Origin of the sequence: Escherichia sp. SCLE84 (assembly GCF_012584495.1) — a bacterium.
GTDB lineage: Bacteria > Pseudomonadota > Gammaproteobacteria > Enterobacterales > Enterobacteriaceae > ECMA0423.
Window position 1 is genome coordinate 2,219,903 of sequence record NZ_CP051430.1, and the last position, 20,080, is coordinate 2,239,982.

The following is a 20,080-nucleotide window of genomic DNA, read 5'->3' on the forward strand; positions in this document are numbered from 1 at the left end:
TTAACCATGCGTTTACATGTTAAATTAAAAGAGTTTCTTTCGATGTTTTTTATGGCCATATTATTTTTCCCTGCATTCAATGCTTCTTTGTTTTTTACCGGAGTTAAACCTCTATATTCAATAATAAAATGCTCCACGGAAATATTTTATGATTGGAGAATGTTGATTCTGTGCTTTGGTTTCATGTCGTTTTCCTTTTTAAATGTTCATGTAATTTTACTTACGATAATAAAATCATTCTTAATCAAAAAAACGAAGGTAGTCAATTTCGCCACAGACATAACAATACAGCTAACTCTTATATTTTTACTAATAGCTATCGTAATAGCACCTTTAATAGCTCCTTTTGTCACAGGATATGTCAATGCTAATTATCACCCCTGCGGTAATAATACGGGAATTTTCCCAGGAGCAATCTATATTAAAAATGGCATGAAATGTAATAATGAATATATTTCTCGCAAGGAAGATTCAGCAGTTAAATAATTAAATATTCTAAAACAAACAGTTTTTAACTCCGGATTCCATGTCCTTTCTTGCACTGTCTTTGTCAAGAAAAATTTCTTATGCAAAGAATTTTGTATTATTGCCGCCAGAAATTCCTGGCGGCAGATATAATTTATTATTGATAGCGGTTAACCAAATCTTTTACCATCGCTTTATAGGTCTTTTGCTTAAGTTGCATGATTTGCTGCTCTGTCATATCAGTCGTACTGGCTTCATTCTTGTCGGGCAATGGTGGAAGCACTTTATATTCATAATTCACCGGCGACCAGGTAGCCCACTCACCTGTTGCCACATCCACCAGCGTGAAACGTACCAGGTAGCGCAGGGAGATAGCGTCGGTGAGTTTTTCATTTTTATAGTCGGACCATACTGTTGATTTCAGCGCAGAGTCATATTTTCCTGTCTGCAATGTATCCTGGTAAACAATAATCGCTTTCTGATGTCCTTTTGCAGCCACAAAACGCAGTGCCTGCATCCAGTTCATATTCTCAGCACTGGCAACATCCTCGTTCTCATTTTTATCTTTGTTTTTGTTACAAGTCAGAGGCTTTTACCTGTCCGGGATACCAGAGAATGTGGAAACAGTATAATATTTTCGCATCTCCTCCTGCATAATGGTTTCCGGTGCGCGGTTGCCGGATTGAACAAGTATTACAGGAGAATTAAGGGGAACGCGGAACTCATCTCCATCAAGCGCAGCTTGAATATCCTCTTCGGATACGGCCAGAGTGGTTTCATTACCGAATAAATCTTTGTCTGTCAGTTGCTGGGGAGTGTTTTTATTAATATTACTTTGTGTGACTTGAGCTTTTTTCTTCTTTTCATCAATAGAAGATTCAGAGGCACATCCTGCAAGCAGCGAGAATAACACACATATGCAACAAAGCTTTTTTGAATTCATAATTGGACACTCCCTCGCCTGTCATAATGATTAGAATATTTAGCATTGATAACGGACTCTAATTATATACCCCACTTAAATAATAACAAACAAAATCAATTTGAAATATACATTCATTTAATCAATATAAATTTATTCTCTGGAAATATATTTAAGCTGAATGGTTCGATATCATTATTGAATTTTAATGAATGAGACAACAAGCGAGAATCACGCACTTACGCCAGAATAAAATCATTGAACAGAGAAATGGTGGAATTCAAATACAAAAAAACCGCAAAATTAAAAATCTTGCGGCTCTCTGAACTCATTTTCATGAGTGAATTTGGCGGAACGGACGGGACTCGAACCCGCGACCCCCTGCGTGACAGGCAGGTATTCTAACCGACTGAACTACCGCTCCGCGTTGTGTTCCGTTGGGAACGAGGCGAATATTACGGATTGCCTCACCCTTCGTCAACGGTTTTTCTCATCTTTTGAATCGTTTGCTGCAAAAATCGCCCAAGCCGCTATTTTTAGCGCCTTTTACAGGTATTTATGCCCGCCAGAGGCAGCTTCCGCCCTTCTTCTCCACCAGATCAAGACGGGCTTCATGAGCTGCAAGCTCTTCATCTGTCGCAAAAACAACGCGTAACTTACTTGCCTGACGTACAATGCGCTGAATTGTTGCTTCACCTTGTTGCTGCTGTGTCTCTCCTTCCATCGCAAAAGCCATCGACGTTTGACCACCGGTCATCGCCAGATAAACTTCCGCAAGGATCTGTGCATCGAGTAATGCCCCGTGTAGCGTTCGTTTACTGTTATCTATTTCGTAGCGGGCACATAACGCATCGAGGCTGTTGCGCTTACCAGGAAACATTTTCCTCGCCACCGCAAGGCTATCGGTGACCTTACAGAAGGTATTGGTCTTCGGAATATCGCGCTTAAGCAACGAAAACTCGTAGTCCATAAAGCCGATATCGAACGCTGCGTTATGGATCACCAACTCCGCGCCGCGGATATAGTCCATGAACTCATCGGCTACTTCGGCAAACGTGGGCTTATCGAGCAAAAATTCATCGGCAATACCATGTACGCCAAAGGCTTCCGGATCCACCAGCCGATCGGGTTTGAGATAAACATGGAAGTTATTGCCCGTCAGGCGACGGTTCACCACTTCAACGGCACCAATCTCAATGATCTTGTGGCCTTCATAGTGCGCACCAATCTGGTTCATACCGGTGGTTTCGGTATCGAGAACGATCTGGCGTGTAATTGCAGTGCTCATAGCGGTCATTTATGTCAGACTTGTCGTTTTACAGTTCGATTCAATTACAGGAAGTCTACCAGAGATGCTTAAACAGGTAGAAATTTTCACCGATGGTTCGTGTCTGGGCAATCCAGGACCTGGGGGTTACGGCGCTATTTTACGCTATCGCGGACGCGAGAAAACCTTTAGCGCAGGCTACACCCGCACCACCAACAACCGTATGGAGTTGATGGCCGCTATTGTCGCGCTGGAGGCGTTAAAAGAACATTGCGAAGTCATTTTGAGTACCGACAGCCAGTATGTCCGCCAGGGGATCACTCAGTGGATCCATAGCTGGAAAAAACGTGGCTGGAAAACCGCAGACAAAAAACCAGTAAAAAATGTCGATCTCTGGCAACGTCTTGATGCTGCATTGGGGCAGCATCAAATCAAATGGGAATGGGTTAAAGGCCATGCCGGACACCCGGAAAACGAACGCTGTGATGAACTGGCCCGTGCTGCGGCAATGAATCCCACACTGGAAGATACAGGCTATCAAGTCGAAGTTTAAGCCTGTGGTTTACGATATTGCCGGGTGGCTCCAACCGCCTGGCGAATTCGTGGCTTGTTTTTACTCTGTTTCATCGGATTTAGCGTTAAAGGAATAGTCCGTTTCCGGGCAACAATAAGTTGTAAGCAACCAAGCGCAGGAATATGTGCATTCAATAGTTTTCCACCGTGTTTGTTCCACGGGAGAACGTGGAAACGGCTGGCGTGCAGCACTTCAAAATTCAACAAAGAGAGCCAGTCCAGTTGCCGCATCAGAGTAAACATCCGGCTGTTATAGGGCGAGGTTTTGCGCAATACCGGCACAAGTTTGCGTAATCCCATTAAACTGATGGGATTGAAGCCACTAATCACCAGCCAGCCATCATCAATCAATACCCGATCGGCTTCACGCAATAAACGATGCGGATCGGTGCACCACGGCAATGTATGTGCCAGTAGACAAACATCAACGGATTTATCGGCAAAAGGAAGATGAAGTGGGTCCGCCTGTACCTGGACGGGCATTCCTTGCGCAGAAACATTCACTTGATGAGAAACCGCGCACGCTTCGCAATTGATTTCTGCGCTTAAATTGCCAATCTTAAGCAGATGAAAACCATACATTTTAGTGAACCACGGGTTGAGCTGGCGCTCCAGCGCCTTGCGATAAAGCTCTCCCCAGGGCAAATCGCCCCAGCAATCAGGAGCCACGACAGTTTGAGGGACTCTTGCCGGTTTCATCACAACCTTCCGTTTCACACTAAGAGGTAATCTATGAATCTTAACAGTATTCCCGCCTTTGATGACAATTACATCTGGGTTTTGAATGATGAAGCAGGTCGCTGCCTGATTGTCGATCCCGGAGACGCAGAGCCAGTATTAAACGCCATTACCGCCAATAACTGGCAACCGGAGGCCATATTTCTCACCCACCATCATCACGATCACGTTGGCGGCGTAAAAGAACTGGTGGAAAAGTTTCCGCAAATTGTGGTGTATGGTCCACAAGAGACACAAGATAAGGGAACAACACAGGTAGTCAAAGATGGCGAAACTGCCTTCGTTTTGGGGCATGAATTTAGTGTAATTGCCACACCGGGTCACACTTTAGGACATATCTGTTACTTCAGTAAACCTTATCTATTTTGCGGCGACACGCTGTTTTCTGGTGGGTGTGGTAGGTTGTTTGAAGGGACAGCATCACAAATGTATCAATCACTTAAAAAGTTAAGTGCGTTACCTGACGATACATTGGTATGTTGTGCTCATGAATATACGTTATCAAATATGAAGTTTGCTTTGAGTATTCTTCCGCACGATTTGTCCATAAATGATTATTATCGTAAAGTTAAGGAGTTACGGGCAAAAAATCAAATAACACTACCCGTAATTCTGAAAAATGAGCGGCAAATTAATGTTTTTTTAAGAACAGAAGATATTGATTTAATTAATGTAATTAATGAAGAAACATTATTGCAACAACCTGAAGAACGTTTTGCATGGTTAAGGTCAAAGAAAGATAGGTTCTGATAAAACTTTCTTGTCATCGGCTCCGTTCGCCGTTATGATCGGTCGTCTTTTAAGCAACTATTGACACACACATGAAGGCAAAAGCGATATTACTCGCCTCTGTCCTGCTCGTGGGTTGCCAGAGTACCGGCAACGTACAACAGCACGCACAGAGCCTTTCTGCAGCTGGTCAAGGGGAAGCAGCAAAGTTTACAAGTCAGGCACGATGGATGGACGATGGGACGTCTATCGCGCCAGATGGTGACTTGTGGGCTTTCATTGGCGACGAGCTAAAGATGGGAATTCCGGAAAATGACCGGATTCGCGAACAGAAACAGAAATATTTACGCAATAAGAGCTATCTCCACGATGTAACTTTACGGGCAGAGCCGTATATGTACTGGATAGCCGGGCAAGTTAAAAAACGTAACATGCCTATGGAACTGGTACTACTACCCATAGTGGAGAGCGCTTTTGATCCTCACGCAACGTCTGGCGCCAATGCCGCAGGCATCTGGCAGATCATTCCGAGCACGGGGCGCAATTATGGTTTGAAACAGACCCGCAATTATGACGCGCGTCGCGATGTTGTTGCTTCAACAACTGCCGCGCTGAATATGATGCAGCGTCTGAACAAAATGTTTGACGGCGACTGGCTTCTGACCGTAGCGGCTTATAACAGCGGCGAAGGTCGGGTCATGAAGGCAATTAAAACGAACAAAGCGCGTGGGAAATCCACGGACTTCTGGTCGTTACCGTTGCCGCAGGAAACGAAGCAGTACGTGCCTAAAATGCTGGCATTGAGTGATATTCTCAAAAACAGCAAGCGTTATGGCGTACGTCTGCCAACGACCGATGAAAGCCGTGCTCTGGCGCGTGTGCACCTGAGCAGCCCGGTTGAAATGGCGAAGGTTGCAGATATGGCGGGGATTTCCGTCAGCAAGCTGAAGACATTCAACGCTGGCGTGAAAGGCTCCACGCTGGGCGCAAGTGGTCCGCAATACGTGATGGTGCCAAAGAAGCATGCAGATCAACTGCGTGAATCTCTCGCTTCAGGCGAAATTGCTGCTGTACAGTCGACGCTGGTTGCCGACAATACGCCGCTTAACAGCCGTGTTTACACCGTACGCTCTGGCGACACGCTTTCAAGTATCGCTTCACGTCTCGGCGTAAGCACCAAAGATTTGCAGCAGTGGAACAAACTGCGCGGATCTAAGCTGAAGCCAGGCCAAAGTTTGACGATTGGTGCAGGCAGTAGCGCACAGCGACTGGCAAACAACAGCGATAGCATTACGTATCGTGTGCGCAAAGGCGATTCGCTTTCAAGCATTGCTAAACGCCACGGCGTGAACATCAAAGATGTGATGCGCTGGAACAGCGACACTGCGAATCTGCAACCAGGCGATAAGCTGACGTTGTTTGTGAAAAACAACAACATGCCAGATTCCTGACAAACCAGATAATAAAAAGGCACCGATTCCCCCGGTGCCTTTTTTATTTATGCTGCTTTATGTGCTTCTACCATGATGATATCACTGGTGAAAGAGCCATCATTCTGCAAGGCAAAATACGTTCTCACCTCTGTCGATGCGCTCTGTTGGTAAATGCGAATAGCGTCTACTAACGCTTCTGGCGTACGCATTCTCGCGACCCATGAAGAAAATTCCAGCGGTAACTTATCTGTAATTAAATTATCAACTATCAGATTGGCTTCATTGATTAACCTCAACCACTCACCGCTGGCGTAGTTTCGTACGCGAGAGGTATCGCGTAATGCTTCTACCGTCTGTAACCAGATGTCGCGCACTGGATGACCCGGAGACATTACGTCCATCACAATCATCCTACCGCCAGGTTTCAATATCCTATTCACTTCTCGCAGTGCTGCACCAACATCATGCCAGTGATGGGCAGAATAACGGCTGATAACAATATCAAATGCGTTATCGGCAAATGGCAGACTTTCGGCATAACCCTGGCGGGTGGTGATATTTTTCAGTTGCCGGGCTTCGGCAGCTTGTGCCACGACATCCAGCATTTGGGCAGATAAGTCATACGCCACCACCGCGCTCACGTTCTGCGCAGCGACAAAGCTGGCATGCCCTGCTCCGCAGCCCATATCAAGTACACTTGTATCAGGATAATCAGCCAGACGCACCGCCAGGCGCTGTAAATCTCGCCCGGATGCATGTACGGTACTGGTTAAATACTCACTGGCCTGCGAGCTAAACTGCTTTTCTACGTGGTCATGGTGGGATTGTGTTGTCATTGCGCTGTCCTTTTGTTATTTGAGTATAAAAGGGCAGCGCCAAACTTTGGTCTGCCCTGTGGCAGACCTGACATACCTTATTTATCAGGTTTGCCGGGACTGAATTCAACGAGTAGCGGATTGTGATCGGAAGCGCGCGTAACCAGTACAGAAGCTTCGCTGACGTTCAGACCACGGTAGAAAACAAAATCGAGCGGACGGCCAAACGCCCGACGGCGCTGATCGTCGGTAAAACGCACCTGGCGCAGCGACATTTCCCGCGCAAAGCGATATAACGCGTTCATCCTTCTACGGCTCCAGGCATTGAAATCTCCCGCCATAATGACCGGGCCGCTGTGATGAGCTATCTGATCGCCAATAGGAAGTAACTGCTTACTATAAACATCCACGCCCAGACTGAAGTTGACGGCGTGTATATTAACCACCATCAACAGGCGGGTATCAGGTAATGGATAGACCGTCACCAGTGCCGACTTCGCCAGACGCAAAATGGGTTCTCGTTCACGTAACGGGCAGCAATACACTGGATGTGCCGCCGAAAGGGTCATTACGCCAGAAGGATGTTGTGGCAGTACGAAAGCGGGTACCTGATCGGCGGCAAGATAGTTAGCGGTCGCAAACTGTACTAACTCTGGCGTTGTCTGCGCTTCCTGCAATAACACCAGATGTGCATCTTTGCCGTAGTTCTTTAATACCGACAACCATTCAGCGCGTTGCTGTTTGTATATGTTCCACACCAGGATCCGAATACGCTCTTCGGTACTTAACGGTTCCCCAGGTGGTAATGCCTGGCCGATGCTCGCAAAAGACCCCGGCGGTAAGATCCTTTCCGCAGGTTGTCCGGCAACATAGCGCATGGCATAGGTGTTTTTTCGCACTTTTGACTTTGAAACCTCTATTACGTCAACCCTTCCGCACTCGGGAGGGTTCTACTGTTATAGGGATTTTAGCTCACTCTTTCAACGAGCAATTGTATATTGTTATGTAAGCAAGTGCTTACACCGGTCAGAATTTTGCTCATTGTTGAGAACATTAAATCGGATGACATATCACGCATCCTGATGGTTTAATGACAAATAAATTCAAAATATCTCTTCTATTTTGCAACAGGAGCAAAAATGAAAGCCACGTCGGAAGAACTCGCCATTTTTGTTTCGGTCGTCGAAAGCGGCAGCTTTAGCCGGGCAGCGGAACAATTAGGGCAAGCAAACTCAGCGGTAAGCCGGGCAGTGAAAAAGCTGGAGATGAAACTTGGCGTTAGCCTGCTTAATCGGACCACGCGACAACTTAGCCTGACGGAAGAAGGCGAGCGTTATTTTCGTCGCGTACAGTCAATTTTGCAGGAGATGGCAGCGGCAGAATCAGAAATTATGGAGACGCGTAATACACCGCGTGGACTGTTGCGCATCGATGCCGCAACTCCAGTGGTGCTGCACTTTCTGATGCCGTTGATTAAGCCTTTCCGTGAACGCTATCCGGAAGTCACTTTGTCGCTAGTCTCCTCCGAAACGATTATTAATTTGATCGAAAGAAAAGTTGATGTCGCGATACGCGCCGGTACGTTAACGGATTCCAGCTTACGTGCCAGGCCGTTATTTAATAGTTATCGAAAAATTATCGCCTCCCCCGATTATATTTCCCGCTACGGGAAGCCAGAAACGATCGACGATTTAAAGCAACATGTTTGCCTGGGATTCACTGAACCCGCTTCCCTCAATACCTGGCCGATAGCCTGTAGTGATGGACAATTACATGAGGTGAAGTACGGTTTGTCATCCAATAGTGGGGAAACACTGAAACAGCTTTGCCTGAGTGGCAACGGGATTGCGTGTTTGTCCGACTACATGATCGACAAAGAAATCGCTCGCGGAGAATTGGTGGAGTTAATGGCAGATAAAGTGTTGCCAGTGGCAATGCCATTCAGTGCAGTCTATTACAGCGACCGTGCGGTAAGTACGCGCATCCGGGCTTTTATCGATTTCCTTAGCGAGCATGTAAAAACAGCTCCCGGAGGAGCTGTCAGAGAGGCTTAATCCCATTCAGGAGCCAGACCTTTCGGGCTAACCAGGCGGTCGTTGCAATCCAGGGCGGCGATCGCTTTTTTATCTTTGGCATCGAGCTGTAAATTTTGTGCCTTAAGATTACTTTCCAGGTTTTTACGTTTAGTAGAAGAAGGAATTACTGAGTAACCTTCCCCCATAGCCCACGCCAGAATCACTTGTGCCGGAGTCGCATTGTGTTTAGCTGCGATACGAGCAATAACCTCATCTTTCAGGGCCTTACCATACGCCAGCGTCATATAGGAAGTAATATGGATGCCGTGCTGTTTAGCCCAGGCAACCACTTTACGGTTTTGCAGATAAGGAGAGAGTTCAATCTGGTTAGTAGCGATGTTTTCAGCGCCAACAGCAGCAATCGCCTTTTCCATCAATGGGATCGTGAAGTTGGAAATACCGATCTCACGCGTCAGCCCTTGTTTTTTGGCTTTCAGCAGCGCCTGCATAAACTCTTCAACAGAGACTTCATCGTTTGGTGACGGCCAGTGGATTAGCGTCAGATCAACATAATCGGTACGCAATTTTTGCAGGCTCTCTTTCAGACTTGGGATCAATTTGTCTTTGCTGAGATTTTCAATCCAGATTTTAGTGGTGATGTAGAGTTCATGACGTGGCACGCCACTTTCTGCAATCGCCTGACCTACTGCGGCTTCGTTATCATAGATTTGTGCGGTATCAATTGCGCGATAACCAAGTTCAAGCGCCGTTTTCACAGATGAAATAACAACGTCGTCTTTCAGACGGAAAGTACCTAAACCAAATGCAGGGATAGCCATAATATGCCTCTTTTAATGCTATTTTCGTTAACTGAGGTGATTATGGGCTTCAGACTGTTGAGGAAAAAGAGCGTAAAATGCAGAGGATTTTTGCGATTCTGGCAATAATAGATATACAGACGAAAAAAAACCTCGAGCGTTAACTCGAGGCTTCTTAATAAGTGGCGGAACGGACGGGACTCGAACCCGCGACCCCCTGCGTGACAGGCAGGTATTCTAACCGACTGAACTACCGCTCCACCGAATTCTTTTACAACCACCGGTTTTATGACCGGCTTACTGCTTAATTTGATGCCTGGCAGTTCCCTACTCTCGCATGGGGAGACCCCACACTACCATCGGCGCTACGGCGTTTCACTTCTGAGTTCGGCATGGGGTCAGGTGGGACCACCGCGCTACGGCCGCCAGGCAAATTCTGTTTTATCAGACCGCTTCTGCGTTCTGATTTAATCTGTATCAGGCTGAAAATCTTCTCTCATCCGCCAAAACACCTTCGGCGTTGTAAGGTTAAGCCTCACGGTTCATTAGTACCGGTTAGCTCAACGCATCGCTGCGCTTACACACCCGGCCTATCAACGTCGTCGTCTTCAACGTTCCTTCAGGACTCTCAAGGAGTCAGGGAGAACTCATCTCGGGGCAAGTTTCGTGCTTAGATGCTTTCAGCACTTATCTCTTCCGCATTTAGCTACCGGGCAGTGCCATTGGCATGACAACCCGAACACCAGTGATGCGTCCACTCCGGTCCTCTCGTACTAGGAGCAGCCCCCCTCAGTTCTCCAGCGCCCACGGCAGATAGGGACCGAACTGTCTCACGACGTTCTAAACCCAGCTCGCGTACCACTTTAAATGGCGAACAGCCATACCCTTGGGACCTACTTCAGCCCCAGGATGTGATGAGCCGACATCGAGGTGCCAAACACCGCCGTCGATATGAACTCTTGGGCGGTATCAGCCTGTTATCCCCGGAGTACCTTTTATCCGTTGAGCGATGGCCCTTCCATTCAGAACCACCGGATCACTATGACCTGCTTTCGCACCTGCTCGCGCCGTCACGCTCGCAGTCAAGCTGGCTTATGCCATTGCACTAACCTCCTGATGTCCGACCAGGATTAGCCAACCTTCGTGCTCCTCCGTTACTCTTTAGGAGGAGACCGCCCCAGTCAAACTACCCACCAGACACTGTCCGCAACCCGGATCACGGGTCCACGTTAGAACATCAAACATTAAAGGGTGGTATTTCAAGGTCGGCTCCATGCAGACTGGCGTCCACACTTCAAAGCCTCCCACCTATCCTACACATCAAGGCTCAATGTTCAGTGTCAAGCTATAGTAAAGGTTCACGGGGTCTTTCCGTCTTGCCGCGGGTACACTGCATCTTCACAGCGAGTTCAATTTCACTGAGTCTCGGGTGGAGACAGCCTGGCCATCATTACGCCATTCGTGCAGGTCGGAACTTACCCGACAAGGAATTTCGCTACCTTAGGACCGTTATAGTTACGGCCGCCGTTTACCGGGGCTTCGATCAAGAGCTTCGCTTGCGCTGACCCCATCAATTAACCTTCCGGCACCGGGCAGGCGTCACACCGTATACGTCCACTTTCGTGTTTGCACAGTGCTGTGTTTTTAATAAACAGTTGCAGCCAGCTGGTATCTTCGACTGATTTCAGCTCCATCCGCGAGGGACTTCACCTACATATCAGCGTGCCTTCTCCCGAAGTTACGGCACCATTTTGCCTAGTTCCTTCACCCGAGTTCTCTCAAGCGCCTTGGTATTCTCTACCTGACCACCTGTGTCGGTTTGGGGTACGATTTGATGTTACCTGATGCTTAGAGGCTTTTCCTGGAAGCAGGGCATTTGTTGCTTCAGCACCGTAGTGCCTCGTCATCACGCCTCAGCCTTGATTTTCCGGATTTGCCTGGAAAACCAGCCTACACGCTTAAACCGGGACAACCGTCGCCCGGCCAACATAGCCTTCTCCGTCCCCCCTTCGCAGTAACACCAAGTACAGGAATATTAACCTGTTTCCCATCGACTACGCCTTTCGGCCTCGCCTTAGGGGTCGACTCACCCTGCCCCGATTAACGTTGGACAGGAACCCTTGGTCTTCCGGCGAGCGGGCTTTTCACCCGCTTTATCGTTACTTATGTCAGCATTCGCACTTCTGATACCTCCAGCATACCTCACAGTACACCTTCACAGGCTTACAGAACGCTCCCCTACCCAACAACGCATAAGCGTCGCTGCCGCAGCTTCGGTGCATGGTTTAGCCCCGTTACATCTTCCGCGCAGGCCGACTCGACCAGTGAGCTATTACGCTTTCTTTAAATGATGGCTGCTTCTAAGCCAACATCCTGGCTGTCTGGGCCTTCCCACATCGTTTCCCACTTAACCATGACTTTGGGACCTTAGCTGGCGGTCTGGGTTGTTTCCCTCTTCACGACGGACGTTAGCACCCGCCGTGTGTCTCCCGTGATAACATTCTCCGGTATTCGCAGTTTGCATCGGGTTGGTAAGTCGGGATGACCCCCTTGCCGAAACAGTGCTCTACCCCCGGAGATGAATTCACGAGGCGCTACCTAAATAGCTTTCGGGGAGAACCAGCTATCTCCCGGTTTGATTGGCCTTTCACCCCCAGCCACAAGTCATCCGCTAATTTTTCAACATTAGTCGGTTCGGTCCTCCAGTTAGTGTTACCCAACCTTCAACCTGCCCATGGCTAGATCACCGGGTTTCGGGTCTATACCCTGCAACTTAACGCCCAGTTAAGACTCGGTTTCCCTTCGGCTCCCCTATTCGGTTAACCTTGCTACAGAATATAAGTCGCTGACCCATTATACAAAAGGTACGCAGTCACACAGATTGCTCTGTGCTCCCACTGCTTGTACGTACACGGTTTCAGGTTCTTTTTCACTCCCCTCGCCGGGGTTCTTTTCGCCTTTCCCTCACGGTACTGGTTCACTATCGGTCAGTCAGGAGTATTTAGCCTTGGAGGATGGTCCCCCCATATTCAGACAGGATACCACGTGTCCCGCCCTACTCATCGAGCTCACAGCATGTGCATTTTTGTGTACGGGGCTGTCACCCTGTATCGCGCGCCTTTCCAGACGCTTCCACTAACACACACACTGATTCAGGCTCTGGGCTGCTCCCCGTTCGCTCGCCGCTACTGGGGGAATCTCGGTTGATTTCTTTTCCTCGGGGTACTTAGATGTTTCAGTTCCCCCGGTTCGCCTCATTAACCTATGGATTCAGTTAATGATAGTGTGACGAATCACACTGGGTTTCCCCATTCGGAAATCGCCGGTTATAACGGTTCATATCACCTTACCGACGCTTATCGCAGATTAGCACGTCCTTCATCGCCTCTGACTGCCAGGGCATCCACCGTGTACGCTTAGTCGCTTAACCTCACAACCCGAAGATGTTTCTTGCGATTCATCATCGTGTTGCGAAAATTTGAGAGACTCACGAACAACTTTCGTTGTTCAGTGTTTCAATTTTCAGCTTGATCCAGATTTTTAAAGAGCAAAACTTCGCAGTGAACCTTTGCAGGTACACTCTGAAGTATTTTTTATTTAATCACTACAGAGATGGTGGAGCTATGCGGGTTCGAACCGCAGACCTCCTGCGTGCAAAGCAGGCGCTCTCCCAGCTGAGCTATAGCCCCATAACATGTAGTTAAAACCTCTTCAAATTTGCCGTGCAAATTTGGTAGGCCTGAGTGGACTTGAACCACCGACCTCACCCTTATCAGGGGTGCGCTCTAACCACCTGAGCTACAAGCCTGTAGAGGTTTTACTGCTCATTTTCATCAGACAATCTGTGTGAGCACTTCAAAGAACGCTTCTTTAAGGTAAGGAGGTGATCCAACCGCAGGTTCCCCTACGGTTACCTTGTTACGACTTCACCCCAGTCATGAATCACAAAGTGGTAAGCGCCCTCCCGAAGGTTAAGCTACCTACTTCTTTTGCAACCCACTCCCATGGTGTGACGGGCGGTGTGTACAAGGCCCGGGAACGTATTCACCGTGGCATTCTGATCCACGATTACTAGCGATTCCGACTTCATGGAGTCGAGTTGCAGACTCCAATCCGGACTACGACGCACTTTATGAGGTCCGCTTGCTCTCGCGAGGTCGCTTCTCTTTGTATGCGCCATTGTAGCACGTGTGTAGCCCTGGTCGTAAGGGCCATGATGACTTGACGTCATCCCCACCTTCCTCCAGTTTATCACTGGCAGTCTCCTTTGAGTTCCCGGCCGGACCGCTGGCAACAAAGGATAAGGGTTGCGCTCGTTGCGGGACTTAACCCAACATTTCACAACACGAGCTGACGACAGCCATGCAGCACCTGTCTCACGGTTCCCGAAGGCACATTCTCATCTCTGAAAACTTCCGTGGATGTCAAGACCAGGTAAGGTTCTTCGCGTTGCATCGAATTAAACCACATGCTCCACCGCTTGTGCGGGCCCCCGTCAATTCATTTGAGTTTTAACCTTGCGGCCGTACTCCCCAGGCGGTCGACTTAACGCGTTAGCTCCGGAAGCCACGCCTCAAGGGCACAACCTCCAAGTCGACATCGTTTACGGCGTGGACTACCAGGGTATCTAATCCTGTTTGCTCCCCACGCTTTCGCACCTGAGCGTCAGTCTTCGTCCAGGGGGCCGCCTTCGCCACCGGTATTCCTCCAGATCTCTACGCATTTCACCGCTACACCTGGAATTCTACCCCCCTCTACGAGACTCAAGCTTGCCAGTATCAGATGCAGTTCCCAGGTTGAGCCCGGGGATTTCACATCTGACTTAACAAACCGCCTGCGTGCGCTTTACGCCCAGTAATTCCGATTAACGCTTGCACCCTCCGTATTACCGCGGCTGCTGGCACGGAGTTAGCCGGTGCTTCTTCTGCGGGTAACGTCAATGAGCAAAGGTATTAACTTTACTCCCTTCCTCCCCGCTGAAAGTACTTTACAACCCGAAGGCCTTCTTCATACACGCGGCATGGCTGCATCAGGCTTGCGCCCATTGTGCAATATTCCCCACTGCTGCCTCCCGTAGGAGTCTGGACCGTGTCTCAGTTCCAGTGTGGCTGGTCATCCTCTCAGACCAGCTAGGGATCGTCGCCTTGGTGAGCCGTTACCCCACCAACAAGCTAATCCCATCTGGGCACATCCGATGGCAAGAGGCCCGAAGGTCCCCCTCTTTGGTCTTGCGACGTTATGCGGTATTAGCTACCGTTTCCAGTAGTTATCCCCCTCCATCAGGCAGTTTCCCAGACATTACTCACCCGTCCGCCACTCGTCAGCGAAGCAGCAAGCTGCTTCCTGTTACCGTTCGACTTGCATGTGTTAGGCCTGCCGCCAGCGTTCAATCTGAGCCATGATCAAACTCTTCAATTTAAAAGTTTGATGCTCAAAGAATTAAACTTCGTAATGAATTACGTGTTCACTCTTGAGACTTGGTATTCATTTTTCGTCTTGCGACGTTAAGAATCCGTATCTTCGAGTGCCCACACAGATTGTCTGATAAATTGTTAAAGAGCAGTTGCGACGCGCTTTAGCGCACTGTCGCGAGGTGGCGTATATTACGCTTTCCTCTTTCAGAGTCAACCCTGAATTTCAGGATTTTTCTCTTCAACCGAACCGGCTGTTTGTGTGAAGTGATTCACATCCGCCGTGTCGATGGAGGCGCATTATAGGGAGTCGTCTCAGGAAGACAAGTGGAAAAATGCATTTTTATTTCAATTGCTCATCTTTTAATCATTACGCCGGTTTTTGCTGCTTTTTTATCGCTTGCGGCAGGTCTGCCAGGCTATTTAACACCCAATCTGCCGCGTTTTCTGCTTCAGGTGTAATAGGTTTACCCGTACGCACCAGCACTTTTGTTCCCACGTTCGCCGCAACCGCTGCCTGCATATCTTCTAATTTATCGCCCACCATATAAGAAGCGGCCATATCAATATGCAAATAATCGCGTGCTGACAAAAGCATCCCCGGATGTGGTTTGCGGCAATCGCAGACCTGGCGAAACTCTTCAACACTACCCTGCGGATGATGCGGGCAATAATAGATACCATCCAGATCGACATCTCGGTCCGCCAGCGACCAGTCCATCCACTCGGTCAGCGTTTCAAACTGTGCTTCGGTAAATTTACCGCGAGCAATGCCAGACTGGTTGGTTACTACCACCAGCGCAAAGCCCATTTTTTTTAGCTCGCGCATGGCGTCAATAACACCGTCGATAAATTCAAAGTTGTCGATCTCATGGACATAGCCGTGATCGACATTAATGGTGCCATCACGGTCAAGAAAAATTGCGGGTACGCTCTTCGCCACCTTTTATAGCTCCTTAATAAGGCATGGGACGCTAGTATCGCATGTTTCGACCTGCAAGAAAGTGCTCTTCGCATAAACCTGATTGATTTAGACGTCTGGATGCCTTAACATCCATTTCATTGACGGCGTTGCCCGTTTCAGGCATTCGAGATGCCACGACTAACTTAATGACGATAATAAATAATCAATGATAAAACTTTCGAATATCACCAAAGTGTTCCACCAGGGCACCCGCACCATCCAGGCGTTGAACAACGTCAGCCTGCATGTGCCAGCTGGACAAATTTATGGCGTTATCGGTGCCTCAGGCGCGGGTAAGAGTACGCTTATACGTTGTGTAAACCTGCTGGAGCGCCCAACCGAGGGTAGCGTGCTGGTCGATGGCCAGGAACTGACCACGCTGTCAGAATCCGAGTTGACCAAAGCTCGCCGCCAGATTGGTATGATTTTCCAGCATTTTAACCTGCTCTCTTCGCGTACTGTTTTTGGCAACGTGGCTCTGCCGCTGGAGCTGGACAACACACCGAAAGACGAGATCAAACGTCGCGTGACGGAATTGCTGTCATTGGTTGGTCTTGGCGATAAGCATGATAGCTACCCATCGAATCTTTCCGGTGGGCAGAAACAGCGTGTGGCGATTGCCCGTGCGTTAGCCAGCAATCCCAAAGTATTGCTGTGTGATGAAGCCACCAGCGCGCTGGACCCGGCAACGACACGTTCTATTCTCGAGCTGCTGAAAGACATTAACCGCCGTCTGGGTTTGACGATTCTGTTGATCACCCACGAAATGGACGTTGTAAAGCGTATTTGTGATTGCGTGGCGGTCATCAGCAATGGCGAACTGATCGAGCAGGACACGGTAAGTGAAGTGTTTTCGCATCCGAAAACGCCGTTGGCGCAGAAGTTTATTCAGTCGACCCTGCATCTGGATATCCCGGAAGATTACCAGGAACGTCTGCAAGCGGAGCCATTCACTGACTGCGTGCCGATGCTGCGTCTGGAGTTTACCGGTCAGTCGGTCGATGCCCCACTGCTTTCTGAAACCGCGCGTCGTTTCAACGTCAACAACAACATTATTAGCGCGCAGATGGATTACGCCGGTGGCGTTAAGTTCGGCATCATGCTGACTGAAATGCACGGCACACAACAAGATACGCAAGCCGCCATTGCCTGGCTGCAGGAACACCATGTAAAAGTAGAGGTACTGGGTTATGTCTGAGCCGATGATGTGGTTGCTGGTTCGTGGCGTATGGGAAACGCTGGCAATGACCTTCGTATCCGGATTTTTTGGCTTTGTGATTGGTCTGCCGGTCGGCGTCCTGCTTTATGTTACGCGCCCGGGGCAAATTATTGCTAACGCGAAGCTGTATCGTACCGTTTCTGCGATTGTGAACATTTTCCGTTCCATCCCGTTCATTATCTTGCTGGTATGGATGATTCCGTTTACCCGCGTTATTGTCGGTACATCGATTGGTTTGCAGGCAGCGATTGTTCCGTTAACCGTTGGTGCAGCACCGTTTATTGCCCGTATGGTCGAGAACGCTCTGCTGGAGATCCCAACCGGGTTAATTGAAGCTTCCCGCGCAATGGGTGCCACGCCGATGCAGATCGTCCGTAAGGTGCTGTTACCGGAAGCACTGCCGGGTCTGGTGAATGCGGCAACTATCACCCTGATTACCCTGGTCGGCTATTCCGCGATGGGTGGTGCAGTCGGTGCCGGTGGTTTAGGTCAGATTGGCTATCAGTATGGCTACATCGGCTATAACGCGACGGTGATGAATACGGTACTGGTATTGCTGGTCATTCTGGTTTATTTAATTCAGTTCGCAGGCGACCGCATCGTCCGGGCTGTCACTCGCAAGTAACGTTCAACACAACATAAATAATTGAAGAAGGAATAAGGTATGGCGTTCAAATTCAAAACCTTTGCGGCAGTGGGAGCCCTGATTGGATCACTGGCACTGGTAGGCTGCGGTCAGGATGAAAAAGATCCAAACCACATTAAAGTCGGCGTGATTGTTGGTGCCGAACAGCAGGTAGCAGAAGTCGCGCAGAAAGTTGCGAAAGACAAATATGGCCTGGACGTTGAGCTGGTAACCTTCAACGACTATGTTCTGCCAAACGAAGCATTGAGCAAAGGCGATATCGACGCCAACGCCTTCCAGCATAAACCGTACCTTGATCAGCAACTGAAAGATCGTGGCTACAAACTGGTCGCAGTAGGCAACACTTTTGTTTATCCGATTGCTGGTTACTCCAAGAAAATCAAATCACTGGATGAACTGCAGGATGGTTCGCAGGTTGCCGTGCCAAACGATCCAACTAATCTTGGTCGTTCACTGCTGCTGCTGCAAAAAGTGGGCTTGATCAAACTGAAAGATGGCGTTGGCCTGCTGCCGACCGTTCTTGATGTTGTTGAGAACCCAAAAAATCTGAAAATTGTTGAGCTGGAAGCACCGCAGCTGCCTCGATCTCTGGACGACGCGCAAATCGCTCTGGCAGTTATCAATACCACCTATGCCAGCCAGATTGGCCTGACTCCAGCGAAAGACGGTATCTTTGTCGAAGATAAAGACTCCCCGTACGTAAACCTGATCGTAACGCGTGAAGATAACAAAGACGCCGAGAACGTGAAGAAATTCGTCCAGGCTTATCAGTCTGATGAAGTTTACGAAGCAGCAAACAAAGTGTTTAACGGCGGCGCTGTTAAAGGCTGGTAATTTTTAGGCTGTTTCCACAATTTGTAATATCATTCAGGACGGGCGCTTGCCCGTCTTGTCATTTTTACAAGCTCCTGATTCAATATTGACGTTTTGATCATACATTGAGGAAATACTATGCGTGCTTTACCGATCTGTTTAGTAGCACTCATGCTAAGCGGCTGTTCCATGTTAAGCAGATCCCCTGTCGAACCCGTTCAAAGCACTGCACCCCAGCCGAAAGCGGAGCCTGCAAAACCGAAAGCGCCGCGCGCCACACCGGTCCGAATTTATACCAATGCAGAAGAATTAGTCGGCAAACCGTTCCGCGATCTCGGTGAAGTCAGTGGCGATTCTTGCCAGGCCTCCAATCAGGACTCTCCGCCGAGCATTCCAACCGCACGTAAGCGGATGCAAATCAACGCCTCGAAAATGAAGGCCAATGCGGTATTACTGCATAGCTGCGAAGTCACCAGCGGTACGCCAGGCTGCTATCGTCAGGCTGTATGTATCGGTTCTGCGCTTAACATTACGGCGAAATGAGCAGTTTCCAGTTCGAGCAAATAGGCGTTATTCGCTCGCCCTATAAAGAAAAATTCGCCGTTCCGCGCCAGCCAGGTCTGGTAAAAAGCGCCAACGGCGAACTGCATCTCATTGCTCCCTACAACCAGGCCGACGCCGTTCGCGGCCTGGAAGCGTTCAGCCATTTGTGGATCCTTTTCGTCTTTCATCAAACGATGGAAGGCGGCTGGCGTCCGACTGTGCGTCCACCGCGCCTCGGCGGTAACGCCAGAATGGGGGTTTTCGCAACACGCTCTACTTTCCGCCCTAACCCAATTGGTATGTCGCTGGTAGAGCTGAAAGAGGTTGTTTGCCATAAAGACAGCGTGATTCTGAAGCTCGGCAGTCTGGATCTGGTCGATGGTACGCCGGTAGTGGATATCAAACCATATCTCCCTTTTGCCGAATCGCTTCCCGATGCCAGTGCCAGCTATGCGCAAAGTGCGCCAGCGGCAGAGATGGCGGTGAGTTTTACCGCAGAGGTCGAAAAGCAGCTTTTGACGCTGGAGAAGCGTTATCCGCAGTTAACGCTGTTTATCCGCGAAGTACTGGCGCAGGACCCGCGCCCGGCCTATCGTAAAGGTGAGGAAACGGGCAAAACCTATGCCGTCTGGCTACATGATTTTAACGTTCGCTGGCGCGTCACCGACGCAGGTTTTGAAGTCTTTGCGCTGGAACCGCGTTAAATTCA

General features: G+C 49.0%; 16 protein-coding genes, 4 tRNA genes, 3 rRNA genes and 1 pseudogene. 10 read left to right on the top strand and 14 right to left on the bottom strand.

Going from position 1 to position 20,080, the window contains the following annotated elements; genetic code table 11:
• Window positions 1–6: 6 nt before the first annotated feature.
• Complete coding sequence (gene ykfM / locus HGD79_RS10975) at window positions 7–486, top strand: protein YkfM (protein ID WP_001236649.1); 480 nt, start codon at window positions 7–9, stop codon at window positions 484–486.
• Between the two features lie 136 nt (window positions 487–622).
• Here ykfM and HGD79_RS10980 read toward each other — a convergent pair.
• From HGD79_RS10980 to dnaQ, 3 genes and pseudogenes are all read right to left on the bottom strand, one after another.
• Window positions 623–1,408, bottom strand: a pseudogene (locus tag HGD79_RS10980) (hypothetical protein).
• A gap of 326 nt (window positions 1,409–1,734) precedes the next feature.
• Window positions 1,735–1,811: transfer RNA gene (locus HGD79_RS10985), tRNA-Asp, on the bottom strand.
• A gap of 132 nt (window positions 1,812–1,943) precedes the next feature.
• Window positions 1,944–2,675 carry a DNA polymerase III subunit epsilon gene (gene dnaQ, locus HGD79_RS10990; RefSeq protein WP_001297205.1) on the bottom strand — a complete coding sequence of 244 codons (732 nt, stop codon included), beginning with the start codon at window positions 2,673–2,675 and terminating at the stop codon, window positions 1,944–1,946.
• Window positions 2,676–2,739: 64 nt separating this feature from the next.
• Here dnaQ and rnhA point away from each other — a divergent pair, with 64 nt between their 5' ends.
• Window positions 2,740–3,207 (top strand): ribonuclease HI, encoded by a 468-nt coding sequence (gene rnhA, locus HGD79_RS10995; protein WP_000917888.1) that lies wholly within the window; start codon window positions 2,740–2,742, stop codon window positions 3,205–3,207.
• Here rnhA and HGD79_RS11000 read toward each other — a convergent pair.
• The gene (locus HGD79_RS11000) at window positions 3,204–3,926 is read right to left on the bottom strand and encodes a class I SAM-dependent methyltransferase (RefSeq protein WP_001298887.1); all 723 of its coding nucleotides are present in this window, start codon (window positions 3,924–3,926) and stop codon (window positions 3,204–3,206) included. The genes rnhA and HGD79_RS11000 overlap by 4 nt on opposite strands.
• Window positions 3,927–3,959: 33 nt before the next feature.
• Between HGD79_RS11000 and gloB the strand changes: the two genes are divergently transcribed.
• Both gloB and mltD read left to right on the top strand, forming a co-directional pair.
• On the top strand, window positions 3,960–4,715 hold the full coding sequence (gene gloB / locus HGD79_RS11005; protein WP_001052750.1) for a hydroxyacylglutathione hydrolase: 756 nt from the start codon (window positions 3,960–3,962) through the stop codon (window positions 4,713–4,715).
• Between the two features lie 71 nt (window positions 4,716–4,786).
• Window positions 4,787–6,145, top strand: a complete 1,359-nt coding sequence (gene mltD, locus HGD79_RS11010; protein ID WP_000644685.1) for a murein transglycosylase D — start codon at window positions 4,787–4,789, stop codon at window positions 6,143–6,145.
• A 47-nt stretch (window positions 6,146–6,192) separates the two neighbouring features.
• Here the strand turns inward: mltD and HGD79_RS11015 are convergent, their stop codons facing one another.
• Both HGD79_RS11015 and HGD79_RS11020 read right to left on the bottom strand, forming a co-directional pair.
• The gene (locus HGD79_RS11015; RefSeq protein ID WP_000211728.1) at window positions 6,193–6,963 is read right to left on the bottom strand and encodes a class I SAM-dependent methyltransferase; all 771 of its coding nucleotides are present in this window, start codon (window positions 6,961–6,963) and stop codon (window positions 6,193–6,195) included.
• Window positions 6,964–7,040: 77 nt separating this feature from the next.
• The gene (locus HGD79_RS11020) at window positions 7,041–7,841 is read right to left on the bottom strand and encodes an endonuclease/exonuclease/phosphatase family protein (RefSeq protein WP_001230983.1); all 801 of its coding nucleotides are present in this window, start codon (window positions 7,839–7,841) and stop codon (window positions 7,041–7,043) included.
• A 240-nt stretch (window positions 7,842–8,081) separates the two neighbouring features.
• Between HGD79_RS11020 and yafC the strand changes: the two genes are divergently transcribed.
• Window positions 8,082–8,996, top strand: a complete 915-nt coding sequence (gene yafC, locus HGD79_RS11025) for a DNA-binding transcriptional regulator YafC (protein ID WP_000648576.1) — start codon at window positions 8,082–8,084, stop codon at window positions 8,994–8,996.
• Here the strand turns inward: yafC and dkgB are convergent.
• The 8 genes from dkgB to gmhB all read right to left on the bottom strand — a co-directional run bounded on the left by dkgB (window position 8,993) and on the right by gmhB (window position 16,129).
• Window positions 8,993–9,796, bottom strand: coding sequence for a 2,5-didehydrogluconate reductase DkgB (dkgB, locus tag HGD79_RS11030; protein ID WP_000997049.1), 804 nt, complete (start codon window positions 9,794–9,796; stop codon window positions 8,993–8,995). The genes yafC and dkgB overlap by 4 nt on opposite strands.
• A 162-nt stretch (window positions 9,797–9,958) precedes the next feature.
• Window positions 9,959–10,035, bottom strand: a tRNA-Asp gene (locus tag HGD79_RS11035).
• Between the two features lie 54 nt (window positions 10,036–10,089).
• Window positions 10,090–10,205 (bottom strand): 5S ribosomal RNA (gene rrf / locus HGD79_RS11040).
• 94 nt (window positions 10,206–10,299) lie between these two features.
• Window positions 10,300–13,205, bottom strand: a 23S ribosomal RNA gene (locus tag HGD79_RS11045).
• A 183-nt stretch (window positions 13,206–13,388) separates the two neighbouring features.
• Window positions 13,389–13,464 (bottom strand) — tRNA-Ala (locus HGD79_RS11050).
• A 42-nt stretch (window positions 13,465–13,506) separates the two neighbouring features.
• Window positions 13,507–13,583 (bottom strand) — tRNA-Ile (locus HGD79_RS11055).
• A gap of 68 nt (window positions 13,584–13,651) precedes the next feature.
• Window positions 13,652–15,193: ribosomal RNA gene (locus tag HGD79_RS11060) — 16S ribosomal RNA — on the bottom strand.
• Together the 16S, 23S and 5S rRNA genes with 3 tRNA genes alongside form the textbook arrangement of a ribosomal RNA operon.
• Window positions 15,194–15,556: 363 nt before the next feature.
• Window positions 15,557–16,129, bottom strand: coding sequence for a D-glycero-beta-D-manno-heptose 1,7-bisphosphate 7-phosphatase (gmhB, locus tag HGD79_RS11065; protein ID WP_001140186.1), 573 nt, complete (start codon window positions 16,127–16,129; stop codon window positions 15,557–15,559).
• A 187-nt stretch (window positions 16,130–16,316) separates the two neighbouring features.
• On the opposite strand from gmhB, the gene metN reads away from it, so the two are divergent.
• The 5 genes from metN to tsaA all read left to right on the top strand — a co-directional run bounded on the left by metN (window position 16,317) and on the right by tsaA (window position 20,075).
• Complete coding sequence (gene metN / locus HGD79_RS11070) at window positions 16,317–17,348, top strand: methionine ABC transporter ATP-binding protein MetN (protein WP_000593994.1); 1,032 nt, start codon at window positions 16,317–16,319, stop codon at window positions 17,346–17,348.
• Complete coding sequence (locus HGD79_RS11075) at window positions 17,341–17,994, top strand: methionine ABC transporter permease MetI (RefSeq protein WP_001294600.1); 654 nt, start codon at window positions 17,341–17,343, stop codon at window positions 17,992–17,994. The genes metN and HGD79_RS11075 overlap by 8 nt, the downstream gene beginning before the upstream one ends.
• A 39-nt stretch (window positions 17,995–18,033) precedes the next feature.
• Complete coding sequence (metQ, locus tag HGD79_RS11080) at window positions 18,034–18,849, top strand: methionine ABC transporter substrate-binding lipoprotein MetQ (protein ID WP_000874224.1); 816 nt, start codon at window positions 18,034–18,036, stop codon at window positions 18,847–18,849.
• Window positions 18,850–18,966: 117 nt separating this feature from the next.
• The gene (gene rcsF, locus HGD79_RS11085; RefSeq protein ID WP_001202329.1) at window positions 18,967–19,371 is read left to right on the top strand and encodes an Rcs stress response system protein RcsF; all 405 of its coding nucleotides are present in this window, start codon (window positions 18,967–18,969) and stop codon (window positions 19,369–19,371) included.
• On the top strand, window positions 19,368–20,075 hold the full coding sequence (gene tsaA, locus HGD79_RS11090) for a tRNA (N6-threonylcarbamoyladenosine(37)-N6)-methyltransferase TrmO (RefSeq protein WP_000094011.1): 708 nt from the start codon (window positions 19,368–19,370) through the stop codon (window positions 20,073–20,075). The genes rcsF and tsaA overlap by 4 nt, the downstream gene beginning before the upstream one ends.
• Window positions 20,076–20,080: the final 5 nt, after the last annotated feature.